The following is a 19,094-nucleotide window of genomic DNA, read 5'->3' as shown; positions in this document are numbered from 1 at the left end:
TCACTATGATAAAATTTGATAAAAAAACAAAAACATTTACAATACAAACAAAATGCTCTACTTATCAAATGAAAATAGACAATTATGGTGTTTTATTACATACCTATTTTGGTGTATCAACAGATGACAGCGATTATTCTTATTTGTTAGTACCAGAAGATCGTGGATTTTGTGGTCAGCCAAGTGGTGCTGGAAATGAAAGAACCTATTCTATGGATTATTATCCATTAGAATATCCAGTACATGGCAATGGTGACTATCGTATAAAGTGTTTAAAAGCAAATTTAACAAATTATGTACCTTCTTTAGATTTGAGATTTTCAGAATATAAAATATCAAAAGGAAAATATCAGCTTACAGGACTTCCAGCAATGTTTGGAGAAGAAGCAGAAACATTAGAGGTTATATTAAAAGACTTATATGAAGACATTTATGTACATCTATATTATGGAGTGTTTGAACAAAAAAATGTTATTACAAGAGCAGCAATAATAGAAAATAAAAGTAAAAAAATGCTTGAAATCAAAAGGGCAATGAGTATGTGTATTGACTTTATGGATAATGATATGCAGCTAATTCACTTTTATGGAAAACACGCTTGTGAAAGACAGTTTGAACGCAGTAATTTAGTACATGGTATTACAGAGATAAGCAGTAAAAGAGGAACTTCAAGTCATCAGCATAATCCATATATTATATTATGCAAAAATGATACAACAGAATATAGTGGTATTTGTTGTGGAATTTCTCTTTTATATAGTGGTAGTTATCAAATTCAAGCTGAAGTAGCACAAATAGAAGGAACAAGAATTGTTTGCGGAATAGATGATGATGAATTTTGTTGGACACTTCAAAAAGGAGAAACATTTGTTACACCAGAAGCAGTAATGTTTTATACAGATAAAGGTTTTTCTGATTTGTCAAATGGATTAAAAAAAGCTTTTGAACAGAATTTAATCAGAAGCTGGTGGAAAAACAAAAAAAGACCAATATTAATTAATAATTGGGAAGCAACTTATTTTGATTTTGATGCAAAAAAATTACTTTCTATCGCAGAAAAAGCAACAGATATTGGATTAGATATGCTAGTATTAGATGATGGTTGGTTTGGAAAAAGAAATGATGACAATTCTGGACTAGGTGACTGGTATGCAAATGAACAAAAATTAGGCTGTTCTTTAAAAGAATTAGTAGAAAAAATAAATCAAATGGGATTAAAATTTGGTATTTGGGTAGAATTTGAAATGGTTTCAGAAGATAGTGACCTTTATCGTACGCACCCAGAATGGGCTATGGTAATTCCTGGTCGTGACCCCAATAGAGGACGTAATCAACTTGTATTAGATTTATCAAGACAGGAAGTAAAACAATATATTATGAATTCTATTGATGATATATTAAGTTCTGCTAATATAGAATATATTAAATGGGATATGAATAGAAGTCTTGATAATTTATATTCTTTTGCTGACCCACAAGCAGCACAGGGTACAATACGTCATAAATATGTATTAGGATTATATGAAGTATTAGAATATGTGGTTAAAAAATATCCTCAAATTTTAATAGAAGGCTGTAGCGGAGGCGGCGGAAGATTTGATGCAGGAATGTTATATTATACACCACAAATATGGTGTAGTGACAATACAGATGCCATAGAAAGATTAAAAATTCATTATGGTACATCATTTGGTTATCCTATGTCTACTGTTGCATCTCATGTATCAGAGTGTCCTAATGAACAAAATAATAGAGAAACTCCATTTAAAACAAGAGGAATTTGTGCAATGCAAGGAGCATTTGGGTATGAAATGGATTTAAGTGTAATATCTGAAGAAGATAAAAAATGTGCCAAAGAACAAATTATAATTTATAATCAGCACTATGAATTGTTTCAAAAAGGGGAATATTATAGATTGTCTTCTCCTTTTCAAAATAGTGATTTTACAGCATGGAGTTATGTATCAGAAGATAAAAAAAGTGCTGTGTTAAGTGTGGTGTATACAGATTTACATGGAAATCCTTCTCCTATGCGTGTAAAATGGAAAGGACTTTTAAAACAAGCTGTATATGAACTAAATGGTGAGAAATATACTGGCTATGCACTTATGAATGGAGGCATTGTTTTACCAAAACCACAATGTAATTATGATGCTGCTATGATATTTATTAAACAAGTATAAAATACACAAAGGGGAGTTCTTATGTCAAATTCTCTGAGCAATGAAGCATTTATCAATTATGAAAAAGCATTAAGTATTGGAAAAAAAGAAGGAAAAATGCCTTTAGTGCTTGATAACATTTTAAAAGAGCAAAATATATTTTCATTTAATGAAATGCCTCTTGGATTAGTTCAAGTACCTATGGAGTTAGTTGTTGGAACAAAAACAGAAGCCAGAGCAAATGCTTTTAGTAAAAATTTTTATCCTGTTATGGAATGTCATACAGAATTTTCTGATAAATGGATACGTTTATATCAATCTCATATTGAGGAAGGAATACATGACCCTATACAAGCATATGAGTATATGAACCGCTTTTATGTAGCAGAAGGAAACAAAAGAGTTAGTGTATTAAAATACTTAAAAGCAGCAACAATACAAGCAAATGTAATACGTATTATTCCACCAAGAACAGAAGAAAAAGAGAATAAAATTTATTATGAATTTATGGACTTTTATAGACTTTCTGGTATCAATTATATATGGTTTACAAAAGAAGGCAGTTTTGCAAAATTGCAAAGACTAACAGGAAAAAAACCAGATTTTGTATGGACAGAAAGTGAAAAGGATAATTTTAATTCTGTATTTACGAGATTTACAAAAGAATTTCAATTGAAAAAAGGACAAGGTTTTAATATTACGATAGGAGATGCTTTCCTTTCATTTTTGGAAATATATGATTATGCTGATTTAGTCAATATGGAGCAGTCTGAAATACGTGAGAAAGTAAATAAATCGTGGGATGAATTTAAACTGTTGCTGACAGATGACCCTATTGAACTGCAAATGACCCCTATGCTAGAAAATAAAAAGAATTTTTTTATGAGACTAATACCTGTTAATGTTCCTCAGCAAAGAGCAGCATTTATTTATGGAAGTACCATACTAAAATCAGGTTGGACATATGCCCATGAATTAGGTAGAAGATATTTACAAAAAATGTTTGCAGGACAAATTAGCACAAGTTATTATGAAGAAGCAACAGAAGAAAATGCAGATGAATTATTGAATAAAGCAGTAGAAGATGGCAATAATTTAATATTTATAACATCACCATTACTTTTAAAAGCAAGTTTAAAAACAGCAGTGGAACATACTGATGTAAAAATATTAAACTGTTCTTTAAATACTGCTCATAGACATATTAGAACATATTATGCAAGAATGTATGAACCAAAGTTTTTAATGGGAGCAATTGCAGGAGCGATTTCAAGTAATGGAAAAATAGGATATATTGCCGACTATCCTGTTTGGGGAACAATCGCAAATATCAATGCTTTTGCATTAGGAGCAAAAATGGTAAATTCCAGAGCACAAATTTATTTGGAATGGACAAAAGTAAAACAAAAAAATATCAATGAAAAATTTTTACAAAATGATGTAGAATATATCTCAGGAAAGGACATATTAACTCCAGTAGAAATAGGCTGTCATTTTGGGCTTTACAGAGCAGAAGAAAAATCCCCTTTAAATGTTGCTATGCCTGTATGGAATTGGGGGAAATTTTATGAACAAATGATAAGAAATATTATGAATGGTTCTTGGAAATATGATGACCCATCAGATGATAAAAAGGGATTAAATTATTGGTGGGGAATGTCGGCAGGTATTGTAGATGTATACTGTTCCAAACATTTGCCTATTGGAACAACAAGACTTATTGCATTGTTAAGAAAAACCATTTGTAATGGCGATTTCAATCCTTTTTCTGGTATACTTTATTCTCAAAATGGCATTGTACAAAAAGATAAAAATAAAAGTATGTCACCAGAAGAGATTATTAATATGAATTGGCTAGCTGAAAATGTCATTGGTTCTATTCCTAAAATGGACGATTTGAAAGAGAAGGCAAAACCTATGATATTATTGCAAGGAGTAGAAGGTGTAGAGTAGAGAAGGTAAAGGAATGTCATATGAAAATACTGGTGGTTTCAGATGAAGAAAGTAAATATTTATGGGATTATTTTCAAAAAGAAAAACTTGATGGAATAGAGCTGATACTTTCCAGTGGAGATTTAGACCCTGACTACCTTTCTTTTCTAGCAACGGTTTCTTCTGTTCCTGTATTATATGTGAGAGGAAATCATGACGACAAATATGCATGGAAGGCACCAGAAGGCTGTATTTGTATTGAAAATAAAATATATGTTTATAAGGGAATTAGAATATTAGGACTAGGCGGTTCTATGAGATACAATAACGGAATAAATCAATATACACAAAAAGAGATGACAGAAAGAGTTAGAAAAATGAAATGGAAAATTCTAAAAAACAGAGGAATTGATATTTTGTTAACACATTCTCCAGCATATGGTTTAAATGATGGCAAAGATTTACCTCATAGAGGATTTGAAGCATTTCATTCTATACTTAATCAATATCAGCCACGTTTTTTTATACATGGTCATGTGCATATGAGTTATGGGAGAGAATATAAAAGAAATATTCAATATGGCAAAACACATATTATTAATGCGTTTGAACGATATATATTTGAATATGAGCTATAAAAAAGACAGATACGTAATTACGTATCTGCTTTTTTTATGCAGTAATATGAAATAATTTGACGATAAAAAATTCATAAAATAAGCATAAAAATGGTGTATAGTAAATAGGAGAAGTTTTATTGTAAGGGAGGAATAAAAATATGAAAATAGAATTTCAAAAAAAATCATCTGCACTGATTGTAAAAATACAGGGAGAAATAGACCATCATTGTGCAGCGATAATAAGAGAAAAAATTGAGAAGGAATATCAAAAAAGTGATACAAAAAATTTAGTATTTGATTTTGAATTTGTAACATTTATGGATAGTTCTGGTATTGGTATGGTTATAGGAAGATATAAAAATGTATTAGCCTATGGAGGAAAAACTGCTGTTGTAAATGCAAATGAAAAAGTTTCAAAAATATTTCAAATGGCAGGTATGCAAAAAATTATTCCACAATATCAAAGTGTAGCAGAAGCATTGCAACAAATGGGAGGTGTAAAAAATGCAGTATGAAAATGAAATGACAATACAATTTAAAGCAATATCTGAAAATGAAGCATTTGCTAGAGTAGTAGCAGCAACATTTATATCACAGTTAAATCCTACTGTATCAGACATTACAGACATTAAAACAGCTGTGTCAGAAGCAGTTACAAATGCTATTATACATGGCTATGAAAATAAAGAAGGTATTGTAACATTATTTTGTGGATACATAGAGGATAAAGTAAGCATTATAGTAACAGATAAAGGAAAAGGCATAAAAGACATAGAACAAGCAAGACAACCCTTGTATACTTCAAAACCAGAGCTAGAGCGTTCTGGTATGGGTTTTACTGTTATGGAAACATTTATGGACGATATGATAATAGAAAGTGTAGAAGGTGTTGGAACAAAAATTACTATGACAAAAATTGTCAATCAAAATACCTTTTTGTGAGGAGATGATATATTGGAAACGCAAGAGGTATATCAGTTAATACAACAAGCACAATCTGGAGAACAACAAGCAAAAGAAAAACTTGTTTCTGAAAATACAGGATTGATATGGTCTATTGTAAAAAGATTTCAAGGAAGAGGATATGATTTAGAAGATTTATATCAAATTGGTGCGATTGGATTACTAAAATGTATTGAAAAATTTGATGTTACTATGAACTTAAAATTTTCTACTTATGCTGTACCTATGATTATGGGAGAAATTAAACGATTTTTAAGAGATGATGGTATGATTAAAGTAAGCCGTCCATTAAAAGAATTAGCTGTAAAAGCAAAATATACAAGACAAATGCTTATTCATAAAACAGGTAGAGATGTGACAATAGGAGAATTAGCAAAAGAATTGCAAGTATCAGTAGAGGAGTTAGTAGCAGCTATGGACGCTGATAGAGAAGTAGAAAGCATTTATGCTACTGTTTATCAAGGAGATAATAATAGTAAAAATATGTATGTATTAGATAGGCTAGAACAAAAACAAAATGATACAGATGAAAAATTGATTGAAAAAATTGCATTAAAGGAAATATTAAATCAGCTTGAACCAAAAGAAAGGCAGATTATTGTATTACGATATTTTGAAGATAAAACACAGTCAGATATTGCTAAAAAAATGGGCATTTCTCAAGTACAAGTATCACGCATAGAAAAAAAGGTGCTTTTAAGAATAAGAAAGAAAATGGAACAAATATAATACTATATTGCCAAGTAGAAAAATAATTTCACTTGGCAATAATTATACTATTAAAATTTGTTTCCACATTTTGCACAATAATTATTTCCATTACGAGGAGCACCACAATAGGTACAAAAATTATTTTCTGAATAAGAAGAACCAGAAACATATTCCATATCACTTTCATCTATAGATGTGATTAAGCCTTTTTTGATGTCTTTTCCTACTTCTGAAAGTATAGAATACATTGCATTACAACAACTGCTTGTTGCATAATATTTTTTATTCCATTTGAATAAAGGAACGAAAAATAAACTAAAATAACTATATCTCAAAAATACATCAAATTGACACATACGGCCACAATGAGGACAAATACCAGACTGTGACGAAAGGTTTTTTGACTTAGAGCCAAAATTGTAAATAAAAATCATAAATTACTACCTCCCCAAATAAAGCAATAAAATCATTTTATTAAAAATCCTTTTACAATTATATCATAACATGGTACAATATTACAATAAAGCCGATAAAAAAACAATCGGCGTCGTTAAAAATAAATCGTGAATAGATGAAAGGGATTACGACATGGGAAATATAAAACGTCTGTATGTAGAAAAAAAAGCTGGCTGTGATGTAGAAGCACAACATCTTTTAGAGGATTTAAAAGAAAATCTAGCTATAGAAGGCTTAATTTCTTTGAGAATACTTCATCGTTATGATGTAGAAGGAATTAGCGAAAAAGATTATCAAAGTGCAAAAACTACTATTTTTTCAGAGCCTCCTGTAGACTATGTTTATGAAGAAGTTGTTTTTTCAGAAGATGAAAGTGTTTTTGCAACAGAGTTTTTGCCAGGACAATATGACCAAAGAGCAGACTCTGCTATGCAGTGTATTCAGCTTATTTCTCAAACAGAGAAGCCTACTATTTCAGTAGCGAAAGTATTTGCATTAAAGGGAAACATTTCAGAACAAGAAATAACCAAAGTAAAAGCATATTGTATCAATCCTGTAGATAGCAGAGAAGCCTCTCTTGAAAAACCAAGTAGCTTACAGCTAGAAATGGAAATACCAGAAGATGTAAAAGATTTTGATGACTTTATCAATAAAACACCAGAGGAACTAGAACAACTTCGTCAACAACTATCTACAGCAATGAGTAAAGAGGACTTTTTATTTTGTCAACAATATTTTAGAGATACAGAAAAAAGAAATCCTACTGTAACAGAAATTAAAGTAATTGACACATATTGGTCTGACCATTGTAGACATACAACATTTCAAACAAAAATACAAAGTGTGGAAATTGAAGACGGAAAATATAAATCACCTTTCCAAAAGGCATATGAATTGTATCAATCAGAAAGAAAAGAAGTATATGGACAAAAAGAAGCACAAAGAGATGTCAATTTAATGGACATTGCTGTTTTGGGTATGAAAGCATTAAAGAAAAAAGGACTGCTTGATAATTTAGACCAATCAGAAGAAATCAATGCGTGTTCTATTGTTGTACCTGTAGATGTAGATGGTGTTACAGAAGATTGGGTAATTATGTTTAAAAATGAAACACATAATCACCCTACAGAAATAGAGCCTTTTGGTGGTGCAGCAACTTGTTTAGGAGGAGCAATACGTGACCCATTATCTGGACGCTCTTATGTATACCAAGCAATGAGAGTAACAGGAGCAGGTGACCCAACAGGTAAAGTGTCTGATACTATAACAGGAAAACTACCTCAAAGAAAGATAGTAACAGAAGCAGCAAAAGGATATAGTTCTTATGGTAATCAAATTGGTTTGGCAACAGGACAAGTTGTAGAAATATATGACCCAGGTTTTGTAGCAAAAAGAATGGAAATAGGTGCAGTTATTGGTGCAGCAAAAAAACAAAATATTATAAGACAAGTACCTCAAGCAAGTGATGCGATTATATTAGTAGGAGGTAGAACAGGACGTGATGGCTGTGGTGGTGCAACAGGTTCTTCTAAAGAACATACTGTTTCTTCTATTGAAAATTGTGGAGCAGAAGTACAAAAAGGAAATCCTCCTACAGAAAGAAAATTACAAAGATTGTTTCGCAATCCAGAAGTCAGTAAAATGATAAAAAGATGTAATGATTTTGGAGCAGGCGGTGTTTCTGTTGCAATAGGAGAACTTGCAGAAGGTCTAGTAATTGATTTAGATGCTGTACCTAAAAAATATGATGGTTTAGATGGCACAGAACTTGCTATATCAGAGTCACAAGAAAGAATGGCAGTTGTTGTTTCAGAACAAAATGTACAGAAATTTATACAATATGCTTTAGAAGAAAATTTAGAAGCAACAAAAGTTGCTGTTGTAACAGATAATAGACGATTGATTATGAATTGGCGAGGAAAAGATATTGTTAATATTTCAAGGGACTTTTTAGATACTAATGGTGCAACACAAGTGACAGATGTTATTATAAAAATGCCTACAAGGGATAACTTTTTCAAGAAAACATCTGTTTCTGAAAATCTTATTGAACAAGATTTTAAACAAGCATGGTTTGAAAATTTACAAAAATTAAATATTGCGGGACAAAAGGGATTAGTGGAGCGTTTTGACTCTACAATTGGAGCAAGCACAGTGCTTATGCCTTTTGGAGGCAAAAACCAACTTACACCTACTGAAGTAATGGCTGCAAAAGTGCCTATGTTAGAAGGAGAAACTACTACTGCTACAATAATGAGTTTTGGTTATCACCCAGAAATTGCAAAATGGAGTCCATTTCATGGGGCAGTATTTGCAGTAGTAGAGTCACTTGCAAAAATTGTAGCAGCAGGTGGTGACTATAAAAAAGCAAGACTAACATTTCAAGAATATTTTGAAAGACTAGGAACAAGTCCTGAAAAATGGGGAAAACCTTTTGCAGCACTGATTGGTGCATTTAAAGCACAAATGGAAATGGGTATAGCTGCAATAGGTGGTAAAGATAGTATGTCTGGTACATTTGAAGATATGACAGTACCTCCAACATTAGTTTCTTTTGCAGTAGATTATGAAAATGTAAAAGGAATTATTTCTCCAGAATTTAAAAAAGCAGGAAATAAAGTAGTATTTTTACCTGCTAGATTAGATGAAAATCATTTGCCAGATTATGAATATTTGAAAAAAATATTTGAATTAGTACATGACTATATTCAAAAAGGAATTTGTATTTCTGCTCATACTGTAAAAAGTGGCGGTATTGCAGAAGCAATTAGTAAAATGGCTTTTGGTAATTTTATAGGTGTACAATTAAATGATGAATTACAACAAAAAGATTTCTTCCAACCTGAATATGGCTCTTTTGTATTGGAATTGGTAAATTCTAAAGTATTTGACTTTAAAGGAGCAGATGCTATTGTATTAGGAGAAACTATAGCAGAACCTGTTATCACTTATGGTAATATAGAAATTGACATTAAACAAGCAGCAGAAACATGGCAAAAACCATTAGAAAGTGTTTTCCCAACAAAAACAAAAGATTGCAAAAAAGAAAACATTACTGTTGCAAATTATAATGTAAAACAAAAAGCAACAAATGCACATAGTATTGCAAAGCCTCGTGTATTTATACCAGTTTTCCCAGGCACAAACTGCGAATATGACTCAAAAAGGGCATTTGAAAAAGCAGGAGCAGAAGTAGAAACACTTGTTATAGCAAATCTTTCTGTACAAGCATTAGAACAAACGATACAGAAAATGGAAAAAATGATACGTAATGCACAAATGATTATGCTTCCAGGAGGATTTAGTGCAGGAGATGAGCCAGAGGGTTCTGGAAAATTTATTGCAGCTACATTTAGAAATCCTGCTATAAAAGAGGCTGTTATGGATTTACTTCAAAATAGAGATGGTTTAATGCTAGGTATTTGTAATGGTTTTCAAGCACTAATTAAATTAGGATTAGTACCTTATGGTGAAATTAGAGATATTGATGAAAACAGTCCAACATTAACATATAATCAAATTGGTAGACACATTTCTTGTTTAGTAGATACAAAAATTACATCTAATTTGTCACCTTGGCTATGGTCGGTAGAACCAGAAGATATTTATACTATACCTGTATCACATGGAGAGGGAAGATTTGTCGCACCTCAATTTGTATTAGAAGAATTAGCAGCAAAAGGACAGATTGCTACACAGTATGTTGACCCTTCAGGAAAACCTACTTATGATATTCGTTATAATCCAAATGGTTCTGCTTTTGCCATAGAAGGCATTACAAGCCCAGATGGCAGGGTATTTGGAAAAATGGGACATTCTGAAAGAATTGGAAATGGTCTTTATAAAAATGTAGCAGGAGAAAAAGACCAAAAGATATTTCTTTCTGGTGTAAATTATTTTAAATAATAAAGGAGTGACTATTGTGAAAGTAACAAAATTGGTGTTGAGTGCAGTATCACTAGCAGTATCTGCGGCACTTTTAACAATGTCTATTATTGACTTAAACACAGGAGAAAAAGAATATTAATTGTGTATGGAATAGAAACAAAATTTATAATGAAAAAATCACTAATTTTTTAAGTTAGTGATTTTTTTATATTATTCGTTGTTATTTTAATGTTTTAAAAAAACTTGATGATGATATTGCTATAGTAGATACAATGATACCTGTAATTATCATAACAATATATATTTTATTATGAAAATAATCAAAAAACAGGCCGTATACCATTTGTCCTATAGGCTGAACACATAATGTAATAGCAGAAGTATAAGACATAATTTTTCCAATAATATGATTTGGTGTTTTTTGTTGTATATAAGAAACTGCAAAAATAGAGAAAATAGTGACGGAAATTTGTATACCACAATAAGAAATGATATTAATACCATATTTTGTAATAGCATTGATTGGGAATATAAAGGCGATGCCAGCAATAATTATAAATAAACCAATGAAACAAAGAATATGATATAATTTATGTATTTTTAATTTTTCTGCAAAAACTACAGAAGCGATACTTCCTAAAATAGTAGCAATAGCTAATGCACTTTCTGCAGCACCATAATATTTCGCATTTAAACTAAGAATAGTACGTACAATATAAGGAAGTCCAACAATAGTAATACCTGTTACAAAAAACCTGAAAATAGCAGTGAAAACAAGTATTTTAAAAATAGATGTCTGTTTTTTAAAAATATATTGCATACTATATAAAAAGTCATGTTTGATAATAGAAAATAAATTGTTATTACTGTAAGAAGTACAATGATTTAATTGAATAAAACATTCTAATAAAGCAGTAATAAAAAAGAAAAGAATACTTATATACATTACATTTTTTAAACCGAACATAGTATATAATATACTGCCTAACATTGGAGCAATGAAGTAAGATAATGAAGCAATTTGATTTACAATTGCATTAGCCTTTGTGATATTATCACCTGTCAACATAGATGGAATACAGGATTGTACAGTAGGCGTTTCAAATGCTGTTAGTATAGAAAGTATTAAAAGCAACATAGTGATTATGATAATATCATTATTTTCAGATAACAAAATAGTTGCAAATAAAATAAAAATTCCAGTAAGTACATCTAATAAAACCATAATATTTTTTTTATTTGTTCTGTCAGCAATAATACCTCCTAAAGGAGAAAATAAAATAGTAGGAATTGTGGCAATAGACAATATTCCAGCAAATATAGCAGCAGATTTTGTTTTTTCTAATATATGCATAGAAAGAGAAAGTTTTACTATAAAATTGCCAAACAAAGAAGCAGATTGTCCTAATATAAGAAGTATAAAATTTTTTGAAAATAATTTTTGTGTCATTGCTTTTTTCCCCCTTTAGCTGAAATATCAGCAATAAATTTTTCTGCTAAAGCTGTTGTTTTATCATGAAAAAGAGGTAATCCCATATGAGAAAGTACTTCCATTATAAAAAGATATTTGTGATGGATTTCTTCGGCAGTGGCAGGATATACTGTTGGAATAAGCCAAAAATTAATAAGTGGTAAAATCTCAGAAAGTTCTTTTGTATATTCTGTTTTGATAGAACCATCTTTTTTAGCTTCTTCTAGTAATTCAAACCATAGAGGTGTTAATATTCTTTTATTTGATTCAATAGCTGATGCTAAAATATGAGGGTCTTTTAATATAGACATAGCTTGTAAATTAAAATCATTTCGCTTTGTATCTGACTGATTTATAACCAAAAGTTCTTTTATTTTTTGTAAACCATTCAAATCAGTACGATTTTTAATTTTTTCAAAAGGATTATTTTCAAAAAACATTTTATCGCATAATGTGTGCATGACTTCTTCTTTACTTTTAAAACAGTGATAAAACATTCCTTTAGCTCCTCCTACTATATCCATAATATCAGATATAGAAGTTTGCTCAAATCCTTTCGAAAGAAATAATGTTTGTGCTGCATCTAATATTTCTTTTTTCCATATTTCAAGTGTTTTTTTAACAGGTCTAGCCAAGAAACAAACCTCCTATTACAATATATAGTTAATGACTTTTAGTCAAAAACAATTATATAGAAATTATATTCATTTGTCAAGTAAAGAAATAGCAATCATAAAACATAAAAAAATTTTAGAAAAAAATAAAAGGTTGAGGGGTAACTCTCAACCTTTTATTTGACTTTTTAGTTGTATAAATTGCATAAAAAATAATTATAAAAAAATTATAGATGAAATTTCAAATAATGTTGAATTTTAAAGAAAAATAGAAATTTAAATATAGAAATAATATTTAAGACAAAATGTAAAATAAAAGTTTTTTCAAAAAAGGATATAAAAAACATCGTTTAAAAATAAATCTAAAGTGAAAAAGTATTGAAATACAATATATAACATAAAATTTGTCAAAAGGTATACTTTTTGACAAATTTTTCCCTAAGTGTAAAGTAATACAAATTTTATAGATTTTTATATTTATACTATAACACAATTTATTTAAAATGTCCAAAAAAATTTTTAAAAAATTAAAAAAATTGGAAAAAAGTTATTTTCTCAAAAAGTATACTTTTTGGGATAATATAAATTTTTATAATTATATAAAAGAGAGGAGGGCAAACTCTCTATTACTATATCAAAATTTGTTTTATTTTTAAGGAGGAGTTTAAGAAATGAAAAGGTATCAAGTAGTAGCTTTTTTATTGTCAACAGCAATGACAGTAAATAGTGTAGTTCCTATATTTGGAGCATCTAGTGATGTTTTAGGTCATTGGGCAGAAGCAACAATTACAAAATGGCAAAATGAAGGTAGAGTTGGAGGATATGAAGATGGTACATTCCGCCCAGATAGAACGATTACAAGAGCAGAGTTTGTAAGGCTTTTAAATAGTGCAGCACCAACAGCTTTTACATCTACAACATTGATACAATTCAATGATGTAAAAGAAAGTGACTGGTATTATGCTGATGTAGTAAAAGCGGTACGTGGCAATGTAGCAAGCGGTTTTGAAGATGGTACATTCCGCCCAAATGAAACAATAACAAGAATGCAGGCAGCGGTATTTATATATAATGCAAAAGGATTGACACCAAATGAAGCAGGTGCAGATGTTTTTACAGATGCAGCAAGTATGCCATCATGGGCGAAAGGTGCAGTAGGAGCAGCAGTATCTGCTGGCTATATGAGTGGTTATACAGATGGTAGCTTTGGTGGAAATAAAGGTATGACAAGAGCAGAAGCAGTTTCAACGTTAGATAGAGTATTAGGAAATAGAGGTACAAATATACCGCAGCCTGCTTCAAATAAACAAGAAAACGACGAAAAAGAAGAAGCTAGAACAGCAGATGCTGGTAATATGGTATGGACAAATGGAGGAGGTGGAGGAAGCAGCAAAAAAAGCTCTAATTCTTCCAGCAACGACAAAAAGACACACAATATAACAATTCGTTCTCAATCTGATGCAGATGACTATGAAGGTAAAACATTAACAGGTACTACAACAATTTATGCAAACAATGGATTAGAATTAAATGATATTAAATTTAAAGGCGATGTTGACATTCATGTAAACAGTGATGCCGCAGTGGCAAGTGCTTATGCTACTGATGACGTAGCAGTAGGAGCAGCATATTTTGAAAAAATCAATATCTATTTTGAGGGCAAAACAAGTATAAGCGGAAAGATTACTATTGTAGAAAATAATGCTCCAAGTTTTCAAGTGGTTATTACAACACGTAATCCAAGAGCATTAGGTGCATCTATTATAGCAAAAGCAGCAACTGCAATATTTGGTTTTGAATTTAGTAGAGTGGAGGCACAAGCACCTGTTGAAATTGCAGAAGGTGCAAAAGTACATACTGTTGAAGTAAATGATGAAGGTAGTGTTGATATTTCAGAAAGTGCAGAAGGCGTTGACAAAGTCATTGTAACAGGTGATGCAAAAGATATTGTATTAAATAGAGAAGGCAGCACAGATATTACAGTACAAAATGGTGCAAGTGTAGAAAAAGTAGAAGTAAATCAAAATGCAGAAGCGAACATTGAGTTAAAAGGTAATGCAGCCGTATCTGATATAGCAGTAAGTGACAATGCAAATGCACAAGTTGTAGTAAATGATACTGCAAAAGTAGAAAATGTAGCAGTAAGTGATAGTGCAAATGCAGATGTTATTGTAAAAGATGAAGCAAATGTTGAAAAAGTAGAACTCAGTGATACAGCAACTGCAAAAGTAGATGTTGCACCAGAGGCAAAAGTAGACGAAATCAGTTCTACCTCTACAGGAAAAACAGAAATTTCTGGAGAGGGCGAAATAGGAAAAATTGAAGCATCAGATCCAAGCACTATAGAAAAATCTGAAGAGGTGCAAACACCTGTAGATGTAATAGATACTCCAACACCTTCTCCAAACCCAGATGACAATAAACCAGGTGAAGATGATAATACAACAAATAAAATTACAGCAAATCCACCAGAAATACTAATAAATACTGCAGAAAGTTTTGTAGAATTAACAACAGAACTAGAAGGCGATATTATATGGAGTGCAGAAGATGCAGATGGCAAAAAATATAGAGTCGAAAAAGATGAAAAAGACAGTAAAAAAGCAAAGTTAGTTATACCAGGATATGTACAAAAAGGTACAATTATTACTGTAACAGCAAAATCAGGAGAAGAAACAGCAACAATAGAAATTGAAGTAGTAACAAATGATAGGTCACCTGTTGTGAATGTTGTAAATGTAAATACTCCTACTGCTGGAAAAATTGTAAAAGGTGGTTCTGGCACATTCACGTTTGAACTTGAAGGTGAAAATTTAGAATTTATAAATACTAAAGACGTAATATTTGAAGTCATTGCAGATGGAAAGGTTATTAGAAATCCTTACAATAGTGTTGCAGATACTATAAAGGGTGTAAGCTGTGAAGGTATATATGAAAAAGGGTATATTGCAACAGGCGTAAAAATAAGTTTAACAGAAGATGCTGACATAGAAGAAGGAAAAGAAATTACAGTAAAAGCAATATCAAGAGTAGACAATACAAAAACTGGTGAAGCAAGTGTTGTTGTTGCAGCAGGACTGGAAGACGAAGAAAAAGAAGCACTTGCAACAGCAGTAGAAGCATTGGAAAATGCAGAAGGTATTGCCATTGAAGAATTGCCAGCATCAGACAGACAAAATCAAGAAGTAATTGAAACAAAAATTGCAGAAGCAGCAAAACAAATTGAAGGTATCAAAGATATAGAAGGTATTGATGTAGAAGCTACCATAACAAATTTACCAGAAGATGGTTTACCAGCAGAAAATTCAACTGATGTAGAAGTTACATTCAAAGTAACTATGCTTGGTGTTCCAGCAAAAGATGAAAGCGGAAATGAAAAGCAAATCGAAAAAACGGTTTCTGTGAATGTATTAGCATTAGAAGAAGTGACATCTGTTATAGTTGGTATTTTACAAAAACCTATTGCAGGACAAGGAACAACAACTTTGTCAAATATGCTGAATATAGGCCACTATGAAAAATATAGAGCGTTTGAAAGTAAAAATGAAGATGAATTAGAAACCACTCGTTGGAACGTGCTCAATGAAGAGAGCGGTGAATTTGAGCCATTTCCTGCTGGTGCTAATTTTGAATCAGGAAAATCTTATCAAGCAGATATATGGTTAAAAACACAAGTAGGTTATCAATTTGTAGGAGAAGAAGTAGAACTTGATATAAGTGGTCATATAGAAGGTGCTGAAGTATCAAAGGCTTCTGTTGTTGGAGAAGGCGAGGGCAATATGGTACATATCTTGGTAACATTCCCTAGCACTGAAACAGGACCTATTACACAAGAAGATGTTTCAGTATACCCTGAAGCATATCCAGCAGCAATTACATTATATCCAACAGAAGGATATTCAAATTTTGCTTCCATTACCATCAATAATGTAGAAGATATTGTTGTTTCAGAAGGATATGATATTAAAATAGAAGCAGTTGGAGAAAATGCTGCTGTAGCGAAAGAATTAGATGCAAAAGCAGAAATAGTAGAAGAAGAAGGTATTAAAAAAATAAAGGTAACATTTACAAATACTACAGGTACTGCTACAAAAGATAAAAAGATACAGTATACAGTAACAATTCCAAAAGAAATGATACAGCCAAAACAAGGTTATACACAGCCAACAGAAGACCTCAGTGCAGACATTGGAGTAGTGGTGCAAGACCGTAAAATAGTTCCAATTATAGGTGTAGATGTATATAATTATTATGATTTTGAAAAGGGATTTAGGTGGGTACAAGGTAAACCAATAAAAGAAGCAGAGAAAGATATTTATAATATGGAGGATCATATTGATGTTATTGTGTCTAATTATGCATATAATCAAGAAAAATTAGGAGAAGGTGCAGATATTTCTGATTGGTTTGAAGGTTTACCAGAAGGCGTAAATGCTGTTGTTAAAGAACTAAAAGGTAGTACACTTCGTGTTAAATTTACTGGTGCACCAGCAACATCAACAGGTACAAAAAACATTGTTATAGATAAAATGACTATATCACAGAGATATATAGAGGGCTATAATGAAGATACTGTTGTAAAGTTAGTTCCAAATACAGATGCTGAGGCTATTAGAATTATAGTAATGCCTGTTGTTAAAAGCATAGGTGTTAAATCTAAGGATGGTGTTACAGGGATAGATCTTCCTCAAATAGGTGATACAGAGTTGCCTACAATAAGCTTGATACCAGACAATGAGGAATACGCACCATATAGGGGAGGCTCAGATACAAGTTATGGATATTTTCTTGAATCAAAAAACGGAAAGATTGCAGAATGGACAAAAGAATCTGGAACAGGAGATACAGTACAAGCAGGAGATGTATATTCCTTTATAATTGAATTTAGAGCAGGTTTTATTGATGATGACACTGGAGATTGCAACCACTATTATAGCCTTGATTATGAAAATATTAATACATTTAAGGGGGCACCTTCAGGAGAAGGTATTACAGTAGAAAAAATACAAGAAGACCCAGACAATAAAAATTCAATACCAAATGAAATGAAAATGCAATTTAAAGTTACTTATACAGTACCAGAAAATAACGATGCAAATAAAATTTCTTCTGTAGGTATTACTGAAACAATTGCCCTTCCAACAGCAGAAAGATTACCAGAAATAGGAGCACTTACAGCAAAACAGGGAGATACAGACAAATATACAGTATCTGCTACTGAATGGGCAGAAACAGATGGAAACTATACAACAGATATTACATTTACAGCAAAAGAAGGCTATACATTTGCAGAAACCATTACAAAACCTGTTTTAACTGGAATAGACGAAAGTGTTATATCAGAAGGTGAAGCTGGTACAGATGAAAGTGGAAATCAAACATGGAAATTTACTATTACAATATCTAGCTCTAGCGACCCTAGTACAAATAGTCAGGCACATATAAGTGCAAAAAGAAATGAAAAACCAATTACTACTGTAAATGATAGTGAGGACAAAACAGAAACAACTGAACTATCAAATAATGGAGAAGACAAAACAGAAGCAACCAAACCATCAGATGATGAAGAAGACAAAACAGAAGCAACTGAACCATCAGATGATGGAGAAGACAAAGCAGAAACAGTTGAACCATCAGACGATGAAGAAGACAAAGCAGAAATAGTTGAACCATCAGACGATGAAGAAGACAAAGTGGAAGCAGTTGAACCATCAGACGATGATGAAAACAAAGCAGAAACAGTTGAACCATCAGACGATGATGAAAACAAATAACCAAATAACATTTTTAACATTCTTAAAAACGGTAAAAGGACTGCCGTAATAATCAAAAAGAGCATTAGCAATCAGCTAATGCTCTTTTTGGCTTTTTTGTTGTACAAACTGCATAAAAAAGTAATATAAAAAAATAGTAGCTAAAATTTCAAAAAATGTTGAATTTAAAAGAAAAATAAAGTATTAACTATTAAAATGTATGAAATAACAAAATATAAAACAAAATCTTTTTGAAAAAAATAAATAAAAAGTATTCTTTTAAAATGAAATAGAAATGAAAAAAGTATTGAAAATACAGAAATATATCATGTAAAAATTGCCAAAAAGTATACTTTTTGGAAAAATAGATTTTCTTCACTTTTTGCAAAATTTTAAAAATTTTCTTAGACATTTTAAATAAATTGTGTTATAGTAAAGGCATAAAAATTTATAGCAAATGTATTCTTTTTAAAAGTACAGCAATTCTTTAAAAAGTATACTTTTTGGGATAATATAAATTTTTA

General features: G+C 31.1%; 11 protein-coding genes. 8 read left to right on the top strand and 3 right to left on the bottom strand.

What is annotated here, in order from left to right; genetic code table 11:
- Nucleotides 1–5 precede the first annotated feature (5 nt).
- From C820_RS10840 to C820_RS10815, 6 genes are all read left to right on the top strand, one after another.
- A complete protein-coding gene (locus tag C820_RS10840; protein ID WP_004033960.1) occupies nucleotides 6–2,183 on the top strand; it encodes an alpha-galactosidase in 2,178 nt (725 codons plus the stop codon).
- Between the two features lie 21 nt (nucleotides 2,184–2,204).
- Nucleotides 2,205–4,115, top strand: a complete 1,911-nt coding sequence (locus tag C820_RS10835; protein WP_004033961.1) for a BMP family ABC transporter substrate-binding protein — start codon at nucleotides 2,205–2,207, stop codon at nucleotides 4,113–4,115.
- Between the two features lie 20 nt (nucleotides 4,116–4,135).
- Nucleotides 4,136–4,732, top strand: coding sequence for a metallophosphoesterase family protein (locus C820_RS10830; RefSeq protein ID WP_004033962.1), 597 nt, complete (start codon nucleotides 4,136–4,138; stop codon nucleotides 4,730–4,732).
- A gap of 140 nt (nucleotides 4,733–4,872) precedes the next feature.
- Complete coding sequence (gene spoIIAA, locus C820_RS10825; RefSeq protein WP_004033963.1) at nucleotides 4,873–5,229, top strand: anti-sigma F factor antagonist; 357 nt, start codon at nucleotides 4,873–4,875, stop codon at nucleotides 5,227–5,229.
- Nucleotides 5,219–5,656, top strand: coding sequence for an anti-sigma F factor (gene spoIIAB, locus C820_RS10820; protein ID WP_004033964.1), 438 nt, complete (start codon nucleotides 5,219–5,221; stop codon nucleotides 5,654–5,656). Before spoIIAA ends, spoIIAB begins: the two co-directional genes overlap by 11 nt.
- Nucleotides 5,657–5,668: 12 nt before the next feature.
- Entirely contained in the window at nucleotides 5,669–6,406 is a 738-nt protein-coding gene (locus tag C820_RS10815) for a SigF/SigG family RNA polymerase sporulation sigma factor (protein ID WP_004033965.1), read from the top strand.
- Between the two features lie 50 nt (nucleotides 6,407–6,456).
- Here the strand turns inward: C820_RS10815 and C820_RS10810 are convergent, their stop codons facing one another.
- Nucleotides 6,457–6,822: a zinc ribbon domain-containing protein gene (locus C820_RS10810; protein ID WP_004033972.1), complete on the bottom strand. Its 366-nt coding sequence runs from the start codon at nucleotides 6,820–6,822 to the stop codon at nucleotides 6,457–6,459.
- Between the two features lie 154 nt (nucleotides 6,823–6,976).
- On the opposite strand from C820_RS10810, the gene C820_RS10805 reads away from it, so the two are divergent.
- Nucleotides 6,977–10,750, top strand: coding sequence for a phosphoribosylformylglycinamidine synthase (locus C820_RS10805; RefSeq protein WP_004033975.1), 3,774 nt, complete (start codon nucleotides 6,977–6,979; stop codon nucleotides 10,748–10,750).
- Between the two features lie 202 nt (nucleotides 10,751–10,952).
- Here the strand turns inward: C820_RS10805 and C820_RS10800 are convergent, their stop codons facing one another.
- Both C820_RS10800 and C820_RS10795 read right to left on the bottom strand, forming a co-directional pair.
- Entirely contained in the window at nucleotides 10,953–12,182 is a 1,230-nt protein-coding gene (locus C820_RS10800; RefSeq protein WP_004033979.1) for an MFS transporter, read from the bottom strand.
- Entirely contained in the window at nucleotides 12,179–12,838 is a 660-nt protein-coding gene (locus tag C820_RS10795) for a TetR/AcrR family transcriptional regulator (protein ID WP_004033981.1), read from the bottom strand. Before C820_RS10795 ends, C820_RS10800 begins: the two co-directional genes overlap by 4 nt.
- 650 nt (nucleotides 12,839–13,488) lie before the next feature.
- Here C820_RS10795 and C820_RS10790 point away from each other — a divergent pair.
- Nucleotides 13,489–18,591, top strand: a complete 5,103-nt coding sequence (locus C820_RS10790) for an S-layer homology domain-containing protein (RefSeq protein ID WP_004033983.1) — start codon at nucleotides 13,489–13,491, stop codon at nucleotides 18,589–18,591.
- The last annotated feature ends 503 nt before the right edge of the window (nucleotides 18,592–19,094 follow it).

The organism is Clostridium sp. MD294, from assembly GCF_000364165.2.
Lineage (GTDB): Bacteria > Bacillota > Clostridia > Lachnospirales > Anaerotignaceae > Coprocola.
The sequence above is the reverse complement of the archived record's forward strand: the minus strand, read 5'-3'. Positions and strand labels throughout refer to the sequence as shown.

Excerpts from the sequence above, each read along its gene's own strand:
- C820_RS10805 (WP_004033975.1), top strand. The coding sequence starts at position 6,977 with ATGGGAAATATAAAACGTCTGTATGTAGAAAAAAAAGCTGGCTGTGAT.
- C820_RS10840 (WP_004033960.1), top strand. The coding sequence starts at position 6 with ATGATAAAATTTGATAAAAAAACAAAAACATTTACAATACAAACAAAA.
- C820_RS10830 (WP_004033962.1), top strand. The coding sequence starts at position 4,136 with ATGAAAATACTGGTGGTTTCAGATGAAGAAAGTAAATATTTATGGGAT.
- C820_RS10810 (WP_004033972.1), bottom strand. The coding sequence starts at position 6,822 with ATGATTTTTATTTACAATTTTGGCTCTAAGTCAAAAAACCTTTCGTCA.
- spoIIAA (WP_004033963.1), top strand. The coding sequence starts at position 4,873 with ATGAAAATAGAATTTCAAAAAAAATCATCTGCACTGATTGTAAAAATA.
- C820_RS10835 (WP_004033961.1), top strand. The coding sequence starts at position 2,205 with ATGTCAAATTCTCTGAGCAATGAAGCATTTATCAATTATGAAAAAGCA.
- C820_RS10790 (WP_004033983.1), top strand. The coding sequence starts at position 13,489 with ATGAAAAGGTATCAAGTAGTAGCTTTTTTATTGTCAACAGCAATGACA.
- spoIIAB (WP_004033964.1), top strand. The coding sequence starts at position 5,219 with ATGCAGTATGAAAATGAAATGACAATACAATTTAAAGCAATATCTGAA.
- C820_RS10800 (WP_004033979.1), bottom strand. The coding sequence starts at position 12,182 with ATGACACAAAAATTATTTTCAAAAAATTTTATACTTCTTATATTAGGA.